This window comes from Serratia sp. CY83965 (assembly GCF_052166375.1).
Taxonomy (GTDB): domain Bacteria; phylum Pseudomonadota; class Gammaproteobacteria; order Enterobacterales; family Enterobacteriaceae; genus Serratia; species Serratia marcescens.
The window spans coordinates 77,778-98,185 of sequence record NZ_JBJNOV010000005.1; the positions used below are offsets into that span (position 1 = coordinate 77,778).

15 protein-coding genes are annotated in these 20,408 nt (G+C 62.2%); 10 read left to right on the forward strand and 5 right to left on the reverse strand.

The window, feature by feature from the left end; genetic code table 11:
* The first annotated feature begins 7 nt into the window (after nt 1-7).
* On the forward strand, nt 8-613 hold the full coding sequence (locus ACJ8PL_RS14565) for a nitroreductase family protein (RefSeq protein ID WP_033640238.1): 606 nt from the start codon (nt 8-10) through the stop codon (nt 611-613).
* A 210-nt stretch (nt 614-823) separates the two neighbouring features.
* Here the strand turns inward: ACJ8PL_RS14565 and ACJ8PL_RS14570 are convergent, their stop codons facing one another.
* A complete protein-coding gene (locus tag ACJ8PL_RS14570) occupies nt 824-1,720 on the reverse strand; it encodes a DMT family transporter (RefSeq protein WP_240293560.1) in 897 nt (298 codons plus the stop codon).
* A gap of 129 nt (nt 1,721-1,849) precedes the next feature.
* On the opposite strand from ACJ8PL_RS14570, the gene ACJ8PL_RS14575 reads away from it, so the two are divergent.
* Together ACJ8PL_RS14575 and ACJ8PL_RS14580 are read left to right on the forward strand one after the other, a co-directional pair.
* Nucleotides 1,850-2,419, forward strand: coding sequence for a helix-turn-helix domain-containing protein (locus ACJ8PL_RS14575; RefSeq protein ID WP_016927668.1), 570 nt, complete (start codon nt 1,850-1,852; stop codon nt 2,417-2,419).
* 122 nt (nt 2,420-2,541) lie between these two features.
* Nucleotides 2,542-4,467, forward strand: a complete 1,926-nt coding sequence (locus ACJ8PL_RS14580; protein WP_033640243.1) for a DUF3857 domain-containing protein — start codon at nt 2,542-2,544, stop codon at nt 4,465-4,467.
* A 67-nt stretch (nt 4,468-4,534) separates the two neighbouring features.
* On the opposite strand, the gene ACJ8PL_RS14585 is transcribed toward ACJ8PL_RS14580, so the two are convergent.
* The 3 genes from ACJ8PL_RS14585 to ACJ8PL_RS14595 all read right to left on the reverse strand — a co-directional run bounded on the left by ACJ8PL_RS14585 (nt 4,535) and on the right by ACJ8PL_RS14595 (nt 9,733).
* Nucleotides 4,535-6,829, reverse strand: a complete 2,295-nt coding sequence (locus ACJ8PL_RS14585) for an FdhF/YdeP family oxidoreductase (protein ID WP_089184638.1) — start codon at nt 6,827-6,829, stop codon at nt 4,535-4,537.
* Between the two features lie 205 nt (nt 6,830-7,034).
* Nucleotides 7,035-8,708, reverse strand: a complete 1,674-nt coding sequence (gene ggt, locus ACJ8PL_RS14590) for a gamma-glutamyltransferase (RefSeq protein WP_240293559.1) — start codon at nt 8,706-8,708, stop codon at nt 7,035-7,037.
* A 161-nt stretch (nt 8,709-8,869) separates the two neighbouring features.
* Nucleotides 8,870-9,733: a LysR substrate-binding domain-containing protein gene (locus tag ACJ8PL_RS14595; RefSeq protein ID WP_033640260.1), complete on the reverse strand. Its 864-nt coding sequence runs from the start codon at nt 9,731-9,733 to the stop codon at nt 8,870-8,872.
* Between the two features lie 143 nt (nt 9,734-9,876).
* Between ACJ8PL_RS14595 and ACJ8PL_RS14600 the strand changes: the two genes are divergently transcribed.
* Both ACJ8PL_RS14600 and ACJ8PL_RS14605 read left to right on the forward strand, forming a co-directional pair.
* Nucleotides 9,877-11,016, forward strand: a complete 1,140-nt coding sequence (locus ACJ8PL_RS14600) for an agmatine deiminase family protein (RefSeq protein ID WP_060445130.1) — start codon at nt 9,877-9,879, stop codon at nt 11,014-11,016.
* A gap of 76 nt (nt 11,017-11,092) precedes the next feature.
* A complete protein-coding gene (locus ACJ8PL_RS14605) occupies nt 11,093-11,788 on the forward strand; it encodes a class I SAM-dependent methyltransferase (protein WP_240293558.1) in 696 nt (231 codons plus the stop codon).
* On the opposite strand, the gene ACJ8PL_RS14610 is transcribed toward ACJ8PL_RS14605, so the two are convergent.
* Nucleotides 11,785-12,453 carry a TetR/AcrR family transcriptional regulator gene (locus ACJ8PL_RS14610; protein WP_228009708.1) on the reverse strand — a complete coding sequence of 223 codons (669 nt, stop codon included), beginning with the start codon at nt 12,451-12,453 and terminating at the stop codon, nt 11,785-11,787. The two genes, ACJ8PL_RS14605 and ACJ8PL_RS14610, sit on opposite strands and share 4 nt — an antisense overlap.
* An 82-nt stretch (nt 12,454-12,535) precedes the next feature.
* Here ACJ8PL_RS14610 and ACJ8PL_RS14615 point away from each other — a divergent pair, with 82 nt between their 5' ends.
* The 5 genes from ACJ8PL_RS14615 (at nt 12,536) to ACJ8PL_RS14635 (ending at nt 20,405) form a co-directional block, all read left to right on the forward strand.
* Entirely contained in the window at nt 12,536-14,017 is a 1,482-nt protein-coding gene (locus ACJ8PL_RS14615; protein ID WP_442531240.1) for an MDR family MFS transporter, read from the forward strand.
* 153 nt (nt 14,018-14,170) lie between these two features.
* Nucleotides 14,171-15,313 (forward strand): efflux RND transporter periplasmic adaptor subunit, encoded by a 1,143-nt coding sequence (locus ACJ8PL_RS14620; protein ID WP_016927677.1) that lies wholly within the window; start codon nt 14,171-14,173, stop codon nt 15,311-15,313.
* A gap of 1 nt (nt 15,314) precedes the next feature.
* Nucleotides 15,315-18,452: an efflux RND transporter permease subunit gene (locus tag ACJ8PL_RS14625; RefSeq protein ID WP_060445133.1), complete on the forward strand. Its 3,138-nt coding sequence runs from the start codon at nt 15,315-15,317 to the stop codon at nt 18,450-18,452.
* Between the two features lies 1 nt (nt 18,453).
* Nucleotides 18,454-19,896 carry an efflux transporter outer membrane subunit gene (locus ACJ8PL_RS14630; RefSeq protein ID WP_275891552.1) on the forward strand — a complete coding sequence of 481 codons (1,443 nt, stop codon included), beginning with the start codon at nt 18,454-18,456 and terminating at the stop codon, nt 19,894-19,896.
* 155 nt (nt 19,897-20,051) lie between these two features.
* Nucleotides 20,052-20,405: a DUF1493 family protein gene (locus ACJ8PL_RS14635; RefSeq protein ID WP_016927680.1), complete on the forward strand. Its 354-nt coding sequence runs from the start codon at nt 20,052-20,054 to the stop codon at nt 20,403-20,405.
* The last annotated feature ends 3 nt before the right edge of the window (nt 20,406-20,408 follow it).

The window sequence follows — 20,408 nt, forward strand, 5'->3', positions numbered from 1 at the left end:
CAGTAAAATGAATACGTTAGACGCAATCCGTCAGCGCCGCGCTACCAAGCAGTTTGATACGCAGCACGTGATGACGCTCGAAGAGAAAAAAGCGCTGTTGAACATTGCGCTGCAGGGCGCACCCAGCGCATTTAACCTGCAGCACTGGCGTCCGCTGCTGATCGAAGATCGCGCACAACGCGAGAAAATTCGCGAAGCGGCGTGGGGGCAGGCGCAGGTGACCGACGCATCGATGCTGGTCGTGCTGTGCGGCGATCTGTCGAGCTGGGAGTCACAGGTAAAAACCGTTTGGGCCGAGGCGGCGGAGCCGGTACAGCAGTTCATGATCCCGGCCGTCGATCAGTATTATCGCGGTAAGCCGCAGGTGCAGCGCGACGAGGTGATGCGCAGCAGCGGCATCTTCGCCCAGACGCTGATGCTGGCGGCCAAGGCGCAGGGTTACGACTCTTGCCCGATGGACGGGTTTGATTTCGACGCGGTGGGCGAGATTATCAACAAACCGGCTCACTATCAGATCGCGCTGATGGTCGCCATCGGCAAGGCGGCGGGGCAGCCTTATCCGCGCATCGGCAAACTGCCGTTCGACGAGGTGGTGAAAACCGATCGCTTCTGAGCTGAACGGTGAATGACAAAAGGGAAGGCTTGCGCCTTCCCTTATTTTTTTGTGACGCACAGTTCGTTCCAGTAGCTGAAACGGATGCGCCGTTGCAGGCGGTGATGCCACATAGAAAAACTCCTTCTACCCTACACGGTTTAAATAAATAGCACCGCGCCGGACACAAGGCGAATGCCTTATTGTGCATAGCTTGCCCATCGGGCGGGATTAACTGATTTTACCGGCCCGGTGCGCGGCGGGCGCCCATCGCCAGCCGAAGTTCATGCCCGCCGCCGCGCCGAGAATGGCCAGCGTGCCCAGCAACTGCAGCAGGCTGAGACGGTGCCCGAACACTGCCCAGTCCACCACGATCGCCACCGCCGGGTAGATGAACGACAGCGCGCCGACCAGAGCGGTGGGGATTTTCTGGATCGCACCATAGAGCAACGTGGACATCAACCCGGTATGCACCAGGCCGAGGGTCGCCAGCAGCAGCCAGTCGGTCGGTTTCGCGGGAAGGTGGGCCAGAGCGGCGAACGGCGCCATCGCCAGCGCGCCGACGGTCAGTTGAATCAACACGATGAGCTGCGGCGGCAACGCGGCCAGCTGTTTGACGATCGCCGCCGCCAGGGCGTACATCAGGGCCGCGCCCAGCGCCAGCGCCACGCCGAGCAGATAGTCGCCTTCGCCGCCACCGCTCTGCCGGCCGGTGACGATCAACAGCATCCCGGCGAACGCCAGCAGAAGCCAGCCCAGCCGGTTAGCCGTCAGTTTTTCGCCGAACAGCAGCGCCCCCAGCGCCACCAACATAAACGGCTGAACGTGGTAGGTCACGGTGGCGACAGCGATCGAAGCATGCTGATAGGCAGCAAACAATAGCGTCCAGTTGAGCACCAGTGCGATACCCCCGAGGATGGCGACAGCCAGCTGCCGCCGGTTGATCGCGCCGGGTTTCAACTGCCCAAGCGCGGCGCAGGTCGCCAGCATCGCCAGCGCGCCGAACGCGCAGCGCCAAAACACCACCGTGGCGGGCGGCTGCCCTAAAACGAGTACCGGCCAACCGACGGTGCCGGAGATCGTCATGGCGAGGATCATTTGCACTGCGCCGCGCGTTTTCGTTTTCATTTCATTTTCCTCGTTGCCTGGCCGTGCTTGTGATGAAGCCGCTTAGTCATTAAAATGAACAATCGGACATTATGATGAACATGGTTGACGGTGTTCGTCAAGTCGAACAATTGAACGGTATAATGAACAATGAGCGATAACCTGATGCAGAACATCACGCCGATCGGCCTCTTGTCGGCGGCAATCCGCCGCGAGCGGGAGCGATTGAATCTGTCGGTGACCGAGTTGGCGAAGCGCGCAGGCATCGCCAAATCCACGCTGTCGCAGCTCGAGGCCGGCAGCGGCAATCCCAGCCTGGAAACGCTGTGGGCGTTGGCGATGGCGCTGGATGTGCCGGTCAGCCGGCTGATTTCACAGCCGAGCAGGCCGGTGCAAGTGATCCGCGCCCATGAAGGAACGCCGGCGCTGTCGGAGCAGGGCAACTACGCCGCCACGCTGCTGGCCACCTGCCCGCCGGGCGCGCAGCGCGACATTTACCGGCTGCGGGTGCAACCCGGTGAAACGAAATGCTCGCGGCCGCATCCGCCGGGCACCGTCGAGCACGTGATCATCAGCAGTGGACGGGCGCGCCTTGGCCCGGCGGATCAGCCGCAGGTGCTGAGCGCCGGGGATTACATCAGTTACTCCGCCGATCGCGAGCATATTTTCGAAGCGCTGGAGCCGGAGACCACCGCCGTCATGTTGATCGAGCAGGGCTAGCGCGGCGTTGATGGTTCGTTTATTGAAAATGATTCTCAATTATATTAGTGTGCCCGCCTGTTTTGACGCCGGGACGGGCGTATGGCCCGGTGTCGCTGCTTAACGCCCTTCAAGGACCGAAGATGAAAATCGCTATTCCTTCCATACTGTTACTCGCCGGTTTGACGGCGACGCACCCGGCCACCGTGTTGGCCGCTGCACCGCCCGCCGCGGCGGATCAGGGCCAGAACGATACGGCCAACAACGATTTCAGCTTCGTGCGCTATCGTGCGGATTATCGCGTTAACGCCAACGCCACCAACGTGAAGACGGAAAGCTACGAAGTGCTGCTGAAAACCAAGGCGGCGGTCGAAAAATTCAGCCAAATCCGCCTGAGCTACAGCGAGAAAATGGAAACGCTGGAGGTGGTCGCCGCCTATACGCTGACTGCCGACGGCCAGCGCCACGATGTGGCGCCCGATCGCATCTACACCCAGGAGAGCTACTCCAGCGCCACGGCGCCGCTGTATGCCGACCGCAAAGTGCGCGTCATCGTGTTCTCCAACCTGGCGCCGGGCTCGCGCGTGGTGTACGAACTGCGCCGCACGCAGAACACCCCGTATTTCCCTGACTATTTTGGCCTGTGGGAGACCTTCAGCGTTTTCGATCAGTTCGACGACGCCGAAGTGACCCTGCAGGCGCCGGCCAAGCTGCCGATGCATATCTTCACGCGCGGCGTCGAGGGCGGGGACCAACCGCAGATCCGCAACGGCCAAGCGCACTGGCGCTGGCATTATTCGCGCAGCGCGCCGATGAAGGCGCAAAACTGGGCGGCGGACAGCTGGACCTTCAGCCCGACCATCATGGCCAGCACCTACCGCGAGTGGCCGCAGTTGGCCAAGGCCTACCAGCTGAAGGCCGGCGCGGCGGCGAAGGTGACGCCGGGCATTCAGGCGCTGGCGGACAACATCACCGCCGGCATCAGCGATCGGCGCGAGCAGGCGGAGGCCCTCTATCGCTGGGTGGCGCAAAACATTCGCTACGTGGCGGTGTACCTGGGCAACGGCGGGCTGGAGCCGAATTCGGCGCAGAGCATTCTCGATAATCACTATGGCGACTGTAAGGATCACGTGGTGATCCTGGAGGCGCTGCTCGCCGCCAAGGGCATTGAAAGCTCGCCGGTGCTGATCGGCATGGATGAAGGCCCGATACTGCCTAACGTGCCGCTGCTCGGCCGCTTTAATCACGCCATCACCTACGTGCCGGAGTTCAATTTGTACCTGGACTCCACCAATCCCTGGGCGCGGTTCGGCCAACTGCCGGAGGGCGATCTGGGGGCGCCGGTGCTGCTCACGCGCGACGCCAAACTGGCGCGCACGCCGGGCAGCGACGAGCAGCCGGTCAACAGCGCGCTGAGCGTCGATTTTGTGTTCGACAAGGCGGGCAATCTGCATGGTCAAACCGAGCGCCGGCTGAGCGAAGTGGAAGAAATTGACCTGCGGGGCTACTTCTCGCAGATCAACCGCCAGAACCGGGCGCAGGCCGAAGCGACGATCATGTCCGCCTCCGGCATCGACGGCAGCGGTGAGGTGGCGATGAACAGCGATCCGCTGGATCTCAAAAAGCAGTTCGGTTACCGCTTCCGCTTCAAGGCGGACGACTACGTCGATTTCGGCGTGGTGGGCGGCATGACGTTGCCCAACCCGCCCGGCGGCAAATCGTTCCGCACGCTGTATACCACCACGGCGGCGCCGGGCAACGAAACCCCGTTCTACTGCACCGCGCAGCGCTACGACGAAACCTACCGTCTGCAGCTGCCGGCCAACGTGCCGATTATCGCCATTCCGCAAGACAGGCAGTTCCGCAATGCGGCGGGCGACTATCGCGTGGCGTGGCGGCGCGACGGGCAGCAGGTGACCGTCAATCACCGCCTGCAGGTGAACGCCATTCGCGGCAAGGAAGCGCTGTGCCAGGCGCAGGATTACCCGGCGTTCCGCGAGCTGTTCCAGCAGGTGCGGCGCGGTTTCCGCGGCCAGGTGGTGTACGGCGAATTGGCCAACGGCAAATAAGCCGCTGCCCCGTAGTCGGATAAAAATGGCCCCCACTCAGATGCCAGTGGGGGCCGTAGCGTTCCCACTAAGCGATCTTAACCGCACGCACCTCTTTGGATCTCAACTTCACGCGGATTGGCACCGATTTGTACGACGGCGTGCCGCTCTCCTCATCGATGTAATGCAGCGGCACCAGCACGTTGGCTTCCGGGTAGTAGGCGCCGACCGATCCGGCTGAGATGTTGTAGGCGATCACCGTGATGCCTTCCAGGCGCTGGGTGCTGCCGGGCAGCGCCGTTTCCAGATCGACCACGTCGCCATGCTCCAGCCCCAAACGTTGCAGATCGCTGTCATTCATAAACAGCACGTCGCGCCGGCCGAAAACCCCGCGATAGCGGTCATCCAAGGCATAAATGGTGGTGTTGTACTGATCGTGGCTGCGCAGGGTGATCAGCCGCAGCGTATTTTGTTCCGCCGCAATCTGGTCTTCATGTAACCCGCTGAACACCGAAAACATCGCTTTGCCCGTCGCCGTCGGCCACTGGCGCTCGGTCGGCGGCAGCGGCATGCGGAAACCGCCGGGTTGGCGAATGCGCGCGTTGTAATCGTCGAAGCCCGGAATGGTTTTTTCGATCAGATCGCGGATCACGTCGTAATCTTCGATCAGTTCATCCCAGGGCACCTTGCTGGCGGGCATCACCGCTTTGGCCATGCCGGCCACAATGGCGGGTTCCGAACGCAACAGCTCCGACGCCGGTTTTAATTTGCCGGACGAGGCATGCACCATCGACATCGAATCCTCCACCGTCACCGATTGTCGCCCGCCGGCCTGCATGTCCAGTTCGGTGCGGCCCAGGCAGGGCAGAATGAGGGTTTCTTTCGCCACCAACAGATGGCTGCGGTTGAGTTTGGTGCCGATATGCACGCTTAACTCCAGCGCTTTCATCGCCGGGAAGCTCTGATCGGGGTCCGGCAGCGCCACGGCGAAGTTTCCGCCCAGGCAGATCAACGCCTTCGAGGCGCCGTCGATCATCGCCTGCATGCATTTCACGGCATCGTGACCGTGGGCCTTGGGCGGCGTGAAGCCAAACACCGTTTCCAACTTCGCCAAAAATTCGGCCGAGGGTTTTTCGGTGATGCCGACGGTGCGATTGCCCTGCACGTTAGAGTGGCCGCGCAGCGGGCAAATGCCGGCGCCCGGTTTGCCGATGTTGCCGCGCAGCAGCAGCAGGTCAGCGATCAGGCGCACGTTGGCCGTCCCTTTATTGTGCTGCGTAATGCCCATGCCATAGGTCACGATGGTGGCATTGGATTTCGCGTAAGCGGCGGCGACCTGTTCCAGATCCCGGCGCGCCAGGCCGCTCTCCGCCTCAATCGCATCCCAACCGGTGGCCTTCAGGTCGGCGGCGAAAGCCGTAAACCCTTCAGTGTGCTCGGCAATAAAGGCGTGATCCAGCGCATTGCCATGCTCATCATCCAACTGCAGCAACGCTTTGGCGATGCCTTTGAGCGCCGCGGCGTCACCGCCGGCTTTGACCTGATAGTAGGTTGAAGCGATCGGGGTCGAACTGTAGGTCGCCATTTCGATGACGTTTTGCGGATCGGTGAAACGTTCGAGCGCCCGCTCGCGCAGCGGGTTAAAGACAATGATCGGCACTTTTTTGCGCGCCAGCTCATGCAGCGTGCCCATCATGCGCGGGTGGTTGGTGCCCGGATTGTGCCCGATGGAGATAACCAGCTCCGCGCTGTCAAAGTCGTCCAGCGAGACGGTGCCTTTACCGATGCCGATCGATTGCGGCAGGCCAACGCTGGTCGGCTCATGGCACATGTTGGAGCAGTCGGGAAAGTTATTGCTGCCAAATTCACGCGCAAACAGCTGGAACAGGTAGGCCGCCTCATTGGACGCCCGGCCGGAGGTATAAAATTCCACCTGTTCCGGCGGCAGCGTCTGCAAGACGGCGGCGATGCGTTGGAACGCCTCGTCCCACGCCAGCGGGCGCAGGGTGTCCGTCCCGGCGTCATAAAACAGGGGCGTGGTCAGGCGGCCATAGTCTTCCAACTGATAATCGGTTTTTTGCAGCAGTGAGGTCACGGTATTTTGCGCCAGGAATTCGGGTGTCACGCGCTTGCTGGTCGCTTCCCAGGTCACCGCTTTGGCGCCGTTTTCGCAAAACTGAAAGGTGGAGCGATGCTCTTTATCCGGCCATGCGCATCCCGGGCAGTCAAACCCGTCGGGCTGGTTGGTGCGCATCAGCGTCACCGGCGCTTCTAAGGTATCCATCTGCGTGCGCACGGCGATGGCCGTCGCTTTCAGCGCGCCCCAACCGCCGGCGGGCCCATCGTAGGGATGGACACCGGGTACTGCTCGTCTTTTCGCCATTGTTGATTGCCTCCGACACCGCTTACGATAAATGCAGGTGATTGATTTTAAAATAATATTTTCGTTATCGTCTAAGAAGGAAGGCAGACGCCGCCGTCGTCAAACGCGCGCCTGTCGCTTCAGTATAGATGAGTAAGAAAGGGCGCAGCGGCAGTCAATGCGGGGAAGTAGCGGCCCGTCTAATCGAAGGCGGGCCGCCGGGGCGTTACTTTTTCACCACCAGGCCCACGCCGCGGCCACGCGGATCGGACGCGGTTTCCGGCGTGCGGCCATCGATGTGGATGACCTGAATATCCCCCATATTCCAGCCCTGGTCTTCGAGGGTGTAACCCATGGCCTTCAGCTCGTCCGCCGGTTTGCCGGTCAGCGGCGCAAAGCTGTCATAGTAGACGGTGTCCTTCGGCAACAGCTGATGGTGCACGCGCTGGGCGGCCACCGCCTGCGCCAGCGGCAGGTGGTAATCGTAGAGGTTGTTGATCACCTGGAAGATCGAGGTGAAGATGCGTGAACCGCCCGGGGTGCCGATCACCAGGGTGACGTCGCCGTCGCGGGTGATGATGGTCGGGCTCATCGAGGAGAGCATGCGTTTGCCCGGCTCGATGGCGTTGGCGTCGCTGCCCACCACGCCGAAGGCGTTGGCGACGCCGGGTTTGGCGCTGAAGTCGTCCATCTCGTCGTTAAGCAGGAAGCCGGCGCCTTTGACCACCACGCCGCTGCCGAAGTCCCAGTTGAGCGTATAGGTGTTGCTGACCGCGTTGCCGGCGGCATCGACGATCGAGAAGTGGGTGGTTTGGTGGCTTTCCAGCCCCGGCCGCACCTTTTTGGTCGGCGAGATCGCCGTCGGGTTGATCTCGGCGGCGCGTTTTTGCAGGTAGTCGGGGGCGATCAGCTGCGCTTCCGGCACGTTAGTGAAATCCGGGTCGCCGAGGTAGTCGGCGCGATCGGCGAACACGCGTTTTTCGATTTCCGCCATCAGGTGGATATAGCGCGCCGAGTTGAGCGGCACGCCCTTGAAGTCGGCGGCGCGATCTTCTTTTATCCCCAGCAGCTGCGCCAGCGCAATGCCGCCGGAGCTGGGCAGCGGGGCGGTATACACGGTGTTGCCGCGCCAGCTGATGCGCATCGGTTCACGCCATTTCACCCGATAGTCGGCCAAATCCGCCGCACCGATCAGCCCGTTGTCGCGCTGCATTTGCGCCACCAGCAGGCGGGCGGTTTCGCCGTGATAAAAATCGTCGGCGCCCGATTTGGCGATGCGCTCAAGGGTGGCGGCCAGCTCCGGCTGTTTGAACACCGTGCCGGGCTTCATGGCGCCGAAATAGTCGCCGAAGTTGGTTTTACCGGCGAACAGTTTGTTGGCGTCTTCACGGTATTGATACTGCTGGTCCGCCACGGTGAAACCTTGCCGGGCGTAACCTATCGCCGGCGTCAGCAGTTCGGCCCACGGCAGCTTGCCGAAACGCTTATGGGCTTCCCACAACCCCAGCACGGTGCCCGGCACACCGGCGGCGCGGCTGCCCACCAGGCTGAGATTCTCGATCACTTCGCCTTTCTCGTTCAGATACATGGTTTTGCCGGCGGCCTTGGGCGCCACTTCGCGGTAGTCGAGGAAATAGGGTTTGCCGTCGACGTACAACGTCATAAAGCCGCCGCCGCCGATATTGCCGGCTTCAGGGTAGGTAACGGCCAGGGTAAAGGCGGTGGCGACCGCCGCGTCGACCGCGTTGCCGCCGGCCTGCAGAATGTGCGCGGCGACCTTGGCGCCATACTGATCCGGGGCGGCGACCGCGCCGGCGGTCAGATCGGCGGCAAAGGCGGCGGGAACGGTGCAGGCAAGGGCCACGCTCAGAGCTATCGTTTTCAATAAACCGGCAGACATAGAAGATCCTTTTAGCGATGTTCAGTTATCAGGTGAATTCAACTAATTATTTTGAAACAGCAGGTTAGCGCGTTTTCTTCGGGTTGTTGCGACGCTTTATTGAAGGTAGCAGCGGTCAGGCGGGGCCGCCTGACCAGAGTAGCAAATCGTGACGTGGCGCGTTATGCGCCGGCGGACAGCGCCGACTGGAGCCATTGGCAGAAGTGCCGGGCGAGCGGATTGTGTTCGCTGTCGCGGTGCAGCAGCCACGCCCAGTTGGCGCCGCGCACGCGTTGCTCGGTTAGCGGTTGCAGCAGCCCGACGTCGCGCGCGTGTTGCGCCAGCAGTTGGCTGACCAACGCGATGCCGAGGCCATTGCAGGCGGCGTCCAGCAGCAGACCAGGATCGGAGAAGTTCAGCCCGCTGTCGCGTTGGCCGACGTGCGCGCCGCCCGCCACCGCCCAGTGGCTCCAGTCCATCTCACGTTCGCCGTGCAAGGTCACGCGCTGCTCCGGCGTCAACGCCAGCAGGCTGGGGTGGCAGGCGGGGTAGAGCCGGTCGGTACAGAGAACCTTGAAGGTGCAGTCCGCCTGCGCGCTGAGATCGTCGCGGATCGCCAGATCGATGCTGTCCGCCGCCATATCCGGCGGTTCAAAGCTGGTGAACAGCCACAGATCGATCTGCGGATGTCGCCGGTTGAAATCGCCCAGCCGCGGCGTCAGCCAGTGGCGGGCAAAGGCCGGGGTGGTGTTGACGATCAACTGGTTGGGTTTGCGGTACTGATCCAAACGGCGAATGCCGACGGCCAGCTGTTGCAGCATCACCTGTGCGGTGCTGAACAGATCGTGGCCGGCGTCGGTCAGCGTTACGCTGCGGCCGGTGCGGAAGAACAGCGGCTGTTCCAGAAACGCCTCGAGGCTGCGGATCTGCTGGCTGATGGCCGATTGGGTCAGGTGCAATTCTTCGGCGGCCTGATGAAAACTGCCCAGGCGCGCCGCCGCTTCGAAACCGCGCAGGGCGCTCAAAGGAGGCCAGTGTTTTAACATTATCGATAAGCCTGTCTAATCAGATATCCACTAAATATATCGTTTGTCGCGGTGGCAGGGGAAGACTAGCATGGGATTCAAGCGCCGGAGCGTAAAGAAACCGGCTAACCATTTGAATTTAAATTAATTTAAAGAGGCCGTTTATGGCAACGCGTCGCACCTTTATCAAGCAGCTTTCGGCAGTGGCCGGCGTGGGTTTGGCGGCATCGCTGGGCATTTCGTTACACGGTCACGCGAAAGCTGCGCTTAACCCGGTCTGGCGACTCCCCGATGAAGGGGAACCGCAGCAGCGGGCGTTTCTCGCATTCGGCGCGCAGCGTGCGATTTGGGGCGGGTTCACGGCGGACGTGCAGGCCGCGCAGGGGCGCATCGCCCGCGCCATCGCCGAGTTTCAGCCGCTGACGGTATTTTGCCGCGCGCACGAACGGCAACTGGCGGAAGCGATCTGCGGCAGCCATAACGTCAGCTATGTCGTCACCGAGTTGGATGACATCTGGGTGCGCGACATCGGCGCCAATTTCGTCGTCAACGACGCCGGTGCGCTGGGCGCGGTGGATTTCAACTTCAACGGCTGGGGCAATAAACAGCGACATGCCAAGGATGCGCGTCTGGCGGCGTTCGCCGCCAAAAAATACGGCGTCGCTCAACCGCGCCGCAGCGCGCTGGTAGGCGAAGGCGGCGGCATCGAAGTGGATGGGCACGGCACCGGCATCATGACCGAGAGCTGCTGGGTGAATGCGAACCGCAACCCGGGCTGGAGCCGGGAGCGGGTTGAGCGGGAGCTGAAAGCGATGCTCGGCCTGCGCAAAATTATCTGGCTGCCGGGCATTAAAGGCCGGGATATCACCGATGCCCACGTCGATTTTTACGCCCGTTTCGTGCGGCCGGGCGTGGTGGTGGCCAACCTGGATACCGATCCGGCCTCTTATGATCATGCGGTTACCCAGGCACATCTGGCGATCCTCAAGACAGCGACCGACGCAGATGGCCGCACGTTGCAGGTGCATACGCTTTCGCCGCCGCTGGCGCCGCGCGACAGCCGATTCAGCCGCCGCAATCCCGATTTCGCGGCGGGCTACATCAACTACTTCGTGATCAACGGCGCGGTGATCGCCCCTGAGTTTGGCGATCCGCAGGCGGATAAGGCGGCGTTTACGCTGCTGTCGGCGCTCTATCCGCAGCGCAAGGTGGTACAGTTGGAGATCGACGCCATCGCGGCCGGCGGCGGCGGCATTCACTGCGTGACCAGCCAGCTGCCGGTGCATGGCAAGCCAGAGCAGTGAATGTTCAAAAAATGCGCACGCGGTTGTTTGTCGCCCTAGGCTGTGGTTGGCTGAGTGGAAACATAAGGAGGCCATAATGAACGACTCCCCCTTGAGCATCCCCACCTGGTATCGCGATCCGCACGCAGAGCAGGCCATGGCGGAAGGCCATGCGCCTATCTGGCGGCATCTGCTAACTCTGGTGCCGGAACACGAACTGTCCGGCGTCAGGGTGCTGGACTTCGGCTGCAATCAGGGCGGTTTTCTGCGTCTGTTGCACCAAATCCGGCCATTTCGTGAAGGGCTCGGCGTCGATATCGCCCGCCAGTCCGTCGAACACGCCAACCGCCTGAAAGGAAACCTGCCGATCGGTTATCAAACCGACACGCGGCTGACGGGCTGGGATGACCATTTCGATATCGCCTTCAGCCATGAAGTCATCTACCTGATCGAAGATATCGCGCAGCATGCCGCCGATATGCTGCGGGCGCTGAAGCCGGGCGGCGTTTACTATGCGGTGACCGGTTGCCACACCGACAACCCGCTGTGGCCGCAATGGCGCGAAAGGGTGGCTGAACAGACGCATACCGTGGTGCAGGATCGTTCTCTGGACGATTATGCGCGTATTTTCTCCGCCGCGGGGTTCCAGGTCTTTGCCCGCAGGCTGGGTTTTTCCGGCTTCGTGCCCTATGAGCCGGACGGTTGGATGCCGAATATCGCGGCGGCGATCGACTACTATTGGCACACCAAAACGGTGTTTCGGCTGGTTAAATCCCCAGAGCCAGTGAGTTAACGCGCCGGGCCGATGCCGTAGCGCAGCAGGGCGACGGCGTGGCGGGCGATATCTTCGGCGTTTAGCTGGCCTTTATCCCGTTCGCGCCGCCATTTGGGCGCGGTGGCCAGCGGCAGCAGCGTGATGCCGAACAGGGTGAAGAACAGCAGGGCAGGCTCGAGATCGGGATTAAGTTTACCCTGCGCCTGCCAGCGCGCGATGGCTTGCAGCGCGATCTGATGGCGTTCATTACCGAAGCGTTCATCCATGCGCTGTTTCAGCACGCCGCTTTCACTCATAACCTCCCGCAGCCACAGCGGGGCGAACCAGGGGTGTTCCAACGCGATGTCGATAAAACGTTGCGCCAGCAGGGTGAAGGCGGTGACGGGATCGTCCGCGTTGGCGTCGAATACTTCGCCGGCCATCTTGCGCACTGGCAGAAAGCGCTCCTCGATCAGCACGTCCAGCAGCTGATCGCGGTTATGAAAGTAGTAGTGCAGCATGGCCGGGGTGACGTTTGCCTCGCGCGCAATGGCGTTCAACGAGGTGTCTACGATCCCCTGGCGGGCAAACAGGTTCAGTGCGGTATCAAGCAAATGCTCGCGTTTGTCAGCCCCTTTGGCACCGCCGCTCGGCCGGCCGGGGCGGCGAGGCTTGGCGGGAGTTTGAACGTTTCGTGCTGTCATCGCGGTGAGATCCATTGACCGGAGAAAAGGATGACTCATATATTAATTATGTGATTAATTAATTACAAGTGAACTGACTCCGATGGAGATAGAAAACCCGACAATCCGGCCCGATCAGGGCGGGGCGCCAGCCAAGGCGCCTTCGCTCCCGTTGCTGTTTTCCGCGTTGCTGCTGGTGATGCTGCTGGCGGCGCTGGATCAAACCATTGTCTCCACCGCGCTGCCGACCATCGTCGGCGAGTTTGGTGGGCTTGAGAAACTGTCCTGGGTGGTGACGGCCTATCTGCTGTCTTCCACTATCGTGGTGCCGCTGTACGGCAAATTCGGCGATCTTTTCGGCCGCAAGATTGTGCTGCAAATCGCTATTTTGCTGTTTTTGCTTGGGTCGATACTGTGTGGGCTGGCGCAAAATATGACGCAGCTGATTATGATGCGCGCGCTGCAAGGGTTGGGCGGCGGTGGGCTGTTGGTGGTCACCCTGGCGGTGGTCGGCGACGTGATCCCGCCGGCGGAACGCGGCCGTTATCAGGGGCTGTTCGGCGGGGTATTCGGCCTGGCCACGGTGGTGGGGCCGCTGATCGGCGGCCTGTTGGTGCAGCATTTTTCCTGGCGCTGGATTTTCTACATCAATCTGCCGCTGGGCCTGTTCGCCCTGCTGGTGATTGGCGCAGTGTTTCAGTCGCAGGTTAATCGAGTGCGGCATGAAATCGACGTCCTGGGCGCCGGTTACCTGGCGATGGCGCTCACCTGCATCATCCTGTTCACCAGCCAGGGGGGCACGGTAATGGCCTGGTCGGACGGCCAGCTGTGGTGCATTCTGGCCTTTGGCCTGGTGTCGCTGGGCGGCTTTATCTATGAGGAACGGCTGGCCGCTGAACCGATCATTCCCCTCGGGCTGTTTAGCAACCGCACCTTCGTGCTGTGCGGCCTGATCGGCTTTATCGTCGGCATGTCGCTGTTCGGCTCCGTGACTTTCCTGCCGCTGTATCTGCAGGTGGTGAAAGGCTCGACGCCATCGCAGGCCGGGATGCAGCTGCTGCCGTTGATGGGCGGCATTATGGCCAGCTCGATCATCAGCGGGCGGATCATCAGCAAACGCGGTAAATATCGCCTGTTCCCGATCGTCGGTACCCTGTGCGCGCTGGGGGCCATGACGCTGCTCGGCACTCTGACCAATAACACGCCGGTGCAGCAACTGTATCTGTATCTTTGCCTGCTGGGATTGGGGCTGGGCATGGTGATGCAAGTGATGATTTTGGCGGCGCAAAACAGCGTGGAGCCCCGACATATCGGGGTCGCGACGTCCAGCGCCACGCTGTTCCGCTCTATCGGCGGTTCGATAGGCGTGGCGGTGTTCGGGGCGATTTTCACGCAGGTGTTGCACACCCGTTTGGCGGCGCTGTTGCCGGAAGGCGCGCAGCTGCCGCGCTCGCTCGGCGCAGAAGCGGTGCACCATTTGCCGACGGCGCTGCAGCAGGATTACCTGCAGGCTTTCGGCGGGGCGATCCATTCGGTGTATCAAATTGCCGCCGGGGTGATGGCGCTGGCTTTTGCGCTGACCTAGCTCTTGAAAGACGTGCCGCTGCGGCACAAATAATCGCGATACCGGCCGGCTCAGCCCGACGGACTTTTACCGAATCCTTACGCAACCCTTTCAGAAGCGCATCGCGGCATTCGATATATTGAGAATAGTTATTCTCAATAGGATCGTATTGCAATGCAGAGGAAAACGCTTTTAGCGCTGGGGCTGTCGCTGTCGCTGGCCGCCTGCGATGGGCAAAACGCCGGCGCGCCGACGGGCGCAGGCGGTGAACGGGAGGTCGGCGTGGTCACGCTGCGCGGCCAGTCGGTGACCCTGAGCAGCGAGCTGACCGGCCGGGTCAACGCCACCATGACCTCCGACGTGCGACCGCAGGTCGATGGCATCATCAAGCAGCGGCTGTTTACCGAAGGGGCCGAGGTGAAAGCCGGGCAGGTATTGTATCAAATTGATCCCGCCAGCTATCAGGCCAGCTACGATCAGGCCGCCGCCCAGTTGAAAAACGCCCAGGCCACGGTGCAATCCACCCGGCTCAAATCGCAGCGCTATGCGGCGCTGGTGAAAGAAAACGGCGTTTCCAAACAGGACGCAGACGACGCCAAAGCCGCGTATCTGCAGGCCGTGGCGTCGGTGGCGCAGTATCAGGCGGCGCTGGAGACGGCGCGCATCAATCTCGGTTATACCCAGGTGCGTGCGCCTATCGCCGGGCGTATCGGCATCTCATCCGTGACGCCGGGCGCGCTGGTCACCGCCAGCCAGACCGATGCGTTGGCCACCATCCGCGCGTTGGATCCGATCTATGTCGATCTGACCCAGTCCAGCGCCCAGATGCTTAAGCTGCGACGCCAGCAGGCGGCGTTACAGCGCGGCGCGGTCACGCCGGTCGCCATCAAGCTGGAAGACGGCACGTCTTATGCCCACGCCGGCAAGCTGGAGTTGACCGAGGTGGCGGTGGATGAGGCCACCGGTTCGGTCACGCTGCGCGCGGTGTTCCCCAACCCCGAACATGAACTGTTGCCCGGCATGTATGTCCACGCCACGGTGGATAACGGCGTCGATTCTAAAGCCATTCTGGCGCCGCAGCAGGGCATCACCCGCAATGCCAAAGGGGAAGCCACCGCGTTGGTGGTGGACGAGCAAAATAAAGTGGCGCAGCGCACCGTCACCGCCGAACGGGTGGTGGGCAGCAACTGGCTGATCGGCAGCGGGCTGAACGAGGGCGATCGCCTGATCGTCGAAGGCACCAGCAAGGTGACGATCGGCGCGGCGGTGAAGCCGGTCGCCGTCTCGCTCGACAAAGCCCAACGCGGGGAGCAGTGATATGGCGCAGTTCTTTATCCGCCGCCCGGTGTTCGCCTGGGTGATCGCCATCATCATCATGCTGTGCGGCCTGATGTCGATCAATTCGTTGCCCATCTCGCAGTACCCGGACGTGTCACCGCCGCAGATTTCCATCTCCGCCACTTATCCGGGCGCGGACGCGGAAACGCTGGAAAACAGCGTCACCCAAGTGATTGAACAGCAGCTCACCGGTCTGGATGGCCTGCTGTATTTCTCTTCGACCAGCAGCTCCAGCGGCTCGGTCAGCATCGACGTCACCTTTGATCAGGGCACCGATCCGGATATCGCGCAGGTGCAGGTGCAAAACAAAGTTCAGCAGGCGGAAAGCCGCTTGCCGAGCGCGGTCACCGCCCAAGGCGTGACGGTCAAGAAATCCCAGAGCAGCTTTCTGCTGATCGTCGGGCTGTATGACGAGAACGACAAGGCGACGATGGCCGATATTTCCGACTATCTGGTCAGCAACCTGCAGGATCCGCTGTCGCGCATCGAGGGCGTGGGGGACGTGCAGGTGTTCGGCTCGGAATACGCGATGCGCATCTGGCTGGATCCGACCAGGCTGGCGAGCTATGCGCTGATGCCTTCCGACGTGCAGACGGCGATCGAGGCGCAAAACACCCAGGTGTCCGCCGGCAAGGTAGGCGATCTGCCGGCCGCCGCCGATCAGCAGCTGACCGCCACGGTGAAGGCGCAGTCGCGGCTGCAAACGCCGGAACAGTTTCGCAATATCATCCTGAAAAGCGACAGCAGCGGCGCGCTGGTACGGCTGGGCGACGTGGCGCGGGTTGAGCTGGGCAACGAAGATTACTCCGCCAGCGCGCACCTCAACGGCCACCCGGCGGCGGGGATCGCGGTCAAGCTGGCGGCGGGGGCCAACGCCCTCAACACCGCCAAGCTGGTGAAGGCCAAGGTGGCGGAATACCAAAGCGCGATGCCGCAGGGTTATAAGGTGGCTTACCCGAAAGACAGCACCGACTTCATCAACATCTCGATCGAGGAGGTGGTGAAAACGCTGTTCGAAGCGGTGGTCCTGGTGGTGGTGGTGATGTTCGTGTTCCTGCAAAACCTGCGCACCACGCTGATCCCGACCATCACCGTGCCGGTGGTGTTGCTGGGCACCTTCGGCGTGCTGGCGGCGTTCGGCTACTCGATCAATACCCTGACGCTGTTCGGCATGGTGTTGGCGATCGGGCTGTTGGTGGACGACGCCATCGTGGTGGTGGAAAACGTCGAACGCGTGATGCGTGAAGATAAACTGCCGCCGCGCGAGGCGACGGAGAAATCGATGCGCGAGATCACCGGCGCGTTGGTCGGCATCGCGCTGGTGCTGTCGGCGGTGTTTCTGCCGATGGCGTTCTTCGGCGGTTCCACCGGGGTGATCTACCGTCAGTTTTCGATCACCGTCGTCTCCTCGATGGTGCTGTCGGTCGTGCTGGCGTTGACGCTGGCGCCGGCGCTGTGCGCCACGTTGCTGAAATCGACGCATGAAGAACAGACCGACAAAGGGCTGCTGGGTAAATTCAACCGCGGTTATAACCGGCTGCAGGAGAAGTACGCCGACAAGGTCGGCGGGGTGATCCACCGGCCGACGCGCTATCTGCTGCTGTACGGCCTGCTGCTGATCGCCACCGCCGTGATGTATCTGCGTTTGCCGACCGGTTTCCTGCCCAATGAGGATCAGGGTTCGGTGATGGTGCAGTACACCTTGCCGGCCGGCGCCACCAACGCCCGCACCTCGGCGGTGAGCGAGGCGGTCACCGCCTATTTCCTTGAGCAGGAAAAGGCCAACGTCAGCACCATTTTCACCATCAACGGCTTCGGTTTCAGCGGCAGCGGGCAAAACGCCGGCATGGCGTTCGTCAGCCTCAAAGACTGGAGCCAACGTGGCGGCAGCGAAAACACCGCCGACGCCATCGCCAAACGCGCCATGGCGCACTTCGCCTCGCTGCGTGACGCCCAGGTGTTCTCCATGAGCCCGCCGGCGATCGACGGCTTCGGCCAGTCCGACGGCTTCACCTTCGAACTGCAGGCCAAAGGGGCGACCACCCGCGCCGAGCTGCAGGCGATGCGCGATCAGATCGTCGCCGCCGCCGCCGGCAATCCATCGCTGTTGGCGGTACGCGCCAACACCTTGCCGGACACGCCGCAGCTGCAGGTGGAGATCGACAGCGGCAAACTGCAGGCGCTCGGCCTGAGCGCCGGCGACGTCAACAGCACGCTCAGCAGCGCGTTCGGCAGCACCTACGTCAACGACTTTATCGATCGCAACCGGGTGAAAAAAGTCTATATGCAGGGCGACGTAGCGTATCGCGCCAAGCCGGAAGATCTCGACAAATGGTTTGTGCGCGGCACCAACGCGGCGGGCGACAGCAGCATGACGCCGTTCTCCGCTTTTGCTTCCTCACACTGGATCTACGGCCCGGAAAACCTGTCGCGCTATAACGGGCTGTCGTCGTTCGAGATCACCGGGCAGGGCGCCGCCGGCGTCAGTTCCGGCACGGCGATGAGCGAGATGGAGAAACTGGCGGCGAAATTCTCCGCCGGCAGCAGCTATTCCTGGAGCGGGCTCTCCTATCAGGAGCGGCTGACCAGCGGCCAGGCGTCGTCGCTGTACGCCATTTCGCTCATCGTGGTGTTCCTGTGCCTGGCGGCGCTGTATGAGAGCTGGTCGATTCCGTTTGCGGTGATGTTGGTGGTGCCGATGGGCATCGTGGGTTCGCTGTTGGCAATCACGCTGCGCGGGCTGGAGAACGATATCTACTTCCAGGTGGCGCTGCTCACCATCGTCGGTTTGTCGGCGAAAAACGCCATTCTGATCGTCGAGTTCGCCGAGGAAATGCATCAGCGCGGTGAAACGCTGATTGGCGCGGCGGTTCACGCGGCGCGCATGCGCCTGCGGCCGATCCTGATGACCTCACTGGCGTTCACTGCCGGGGTTCTGCCGCTGGCGGTATCCAGCGGCGCCGGCGCCAACAGCCGCATCGCCATCGGTACCGGCATTATCGGCGGCACCCTTACCGCCACCGCATTGGCCATCTTTTTCGTCCCGCTGTTTTATGTGCTGGTGCGCCGCGTGTTTAGCCGCCGCTCCGCCAGCCGGCCGCCACAGGCAGGAGAATAACGTGTTGCAACGAGTCATGATGTTAACTTTGCCGCTGCTGTTGGCTGGCTGTATTTCGCTGGATCCTGATTATCAGCGGCCGACGGCGCCGATAGCGGCAACGCTGCCGCAGGGCGAGGCCGCCGGCAAGCAGGCGTTGAGCTACCCGGACATCGCCTGGCGCGACTATGTGCAGGACGCCAGGTTGCGCCAGGTGGTGGCGATGGGGCTGAGCAGCAGCCGCGATCTGCGCGAGGCGATCGCCAATATCGCGTCGGCGCGCGCGCTGTACGGTGAGCAACGCGCGGCGCTGTTGCCGACGATCAACGCCACCGCCGACGGCAGTCGCGGGCGTTCGCTGACCGGCAACGGCAATGCCACCGCCATCAGCCAGAGTTACGAAGCGCAGGCCGGCGTCAGCGCCTTTGAGCTGGATCTGTTCGGCAAAAACGCCAGCCTGTCGCGGGCGGCGTTCGAAACTTACCTGGCGAACTCGGAGGCGGCGAAAAGCACCCGCCTGACGCTGATCGCCGATATCGTCACCGACTGGGTGGCGGTGGCGGCCGAGCGCAGCAATCTGGCGGTGGCGCAGCAGACGATGGAAAGCGCCAAACGGTCGCTGGAGGTGACGCGCAAGAACCAGCAGCACGGGATTTCATCGTTGGTTGACGTGGCGTCGGCGGAGACCGTTTATCAACAGGCGCGATCGGACGCCGCCAGCTATGCGACCAGCGCCGCGCAGGCGAAAAACGCGCTGGATTTGGCGGTGGGGCAAAGCGTGCCGGAAAACCTGCTGCCCGGCGGCATCGACGCACTGGGCGGGATCATGCGCGACCTGCCGGCCGGGGTGTCTTCGCAGATGCTGCTGACGCGGCCGGACGTGCTGCAGGCCGAGCATAATCTGAAATCCGCCAACGCCAATATCGGCTCGGCGCGGGCGGCGTTCTTCCCGTCGATCAGCCTGACCGCCAGCGGCGGGGTGGGCAGCGGTGAACTCTCGTCGCTGTTCAGCCACGGCGCGGGCGTTTGGTCGTTCGCCCCGAGCATCAGCCTGCCGATTTTCAGCGGCGGCTATAACACGTCGCAACTGAACTACAGCAAAGCGCAGAGAGATCTGTATGTCGCCACCTATGAGAAAGCGGTGCAGACGGCATTTCAGGAAACCGCCGACGCGCTGGCGCGCAAAGCCACGCTGCAGGAACAGCTGGCGGCGCAAACCGGCTATGTGGCGGCGGCGCGGCAATATTATCGTCTGGCCGAACTGCGCTACCGCCAGGGCGTGGACAGCTATCTGACCGTGCTGGACGCGCAGCGCACGCTGTACACGGCGCAGCAGTCGCTGATCGCCGCGCAGCAGACCGCGTACGACAATCAGGCGACCCTGTATAAAGTGTTGGGCGGCGGGGTTGCCGCCGAGCGGCAGGGGGACGGCGTCATCGCCGACAAGACGACGCTCAGCCGCTAACCGTCGACCGCGCGCGCCGGGCGTTTGGCTGTGCGCGGTTTTTATGGAAAGTGTAAAGAAACGGAAAACCCGGCCGGTGGCCCGAACTCGCCGCGGCGGGCAGAGTCAGACAGATAATTGCATTCACCTTTTCTTCATATCTGCTCGAGGTCGTCATGGCAGAAGACATTCAGCAACAGGTCATCGCGCTTATCGCCGCCTTCAACGCATCAGGCCGGCTGCAGAAGGGCGTGGCCATCACCCCGGAAACCGAGATCAACACCGCGCTCAATCTGTCGTTCAGCGACTCCAACACGTTGATGCGCCGCTACTTCGACACCTTCGGCGTCGACAGCGGCAACTATAACCACGAGCTATATTTCCAGCCGCCGAGCAATACCGGGCGCTGGTTTTCCCCCTCCGCCTGTAAAGAACACCCCCGGCCGCTGTGCGTGTCGATGCTGGTGCGCTCGGCGCGCGCCAAACGCTGGCTGTACGACATCCATTTCCTGATCGAGCAGCTCCGTTAGCGC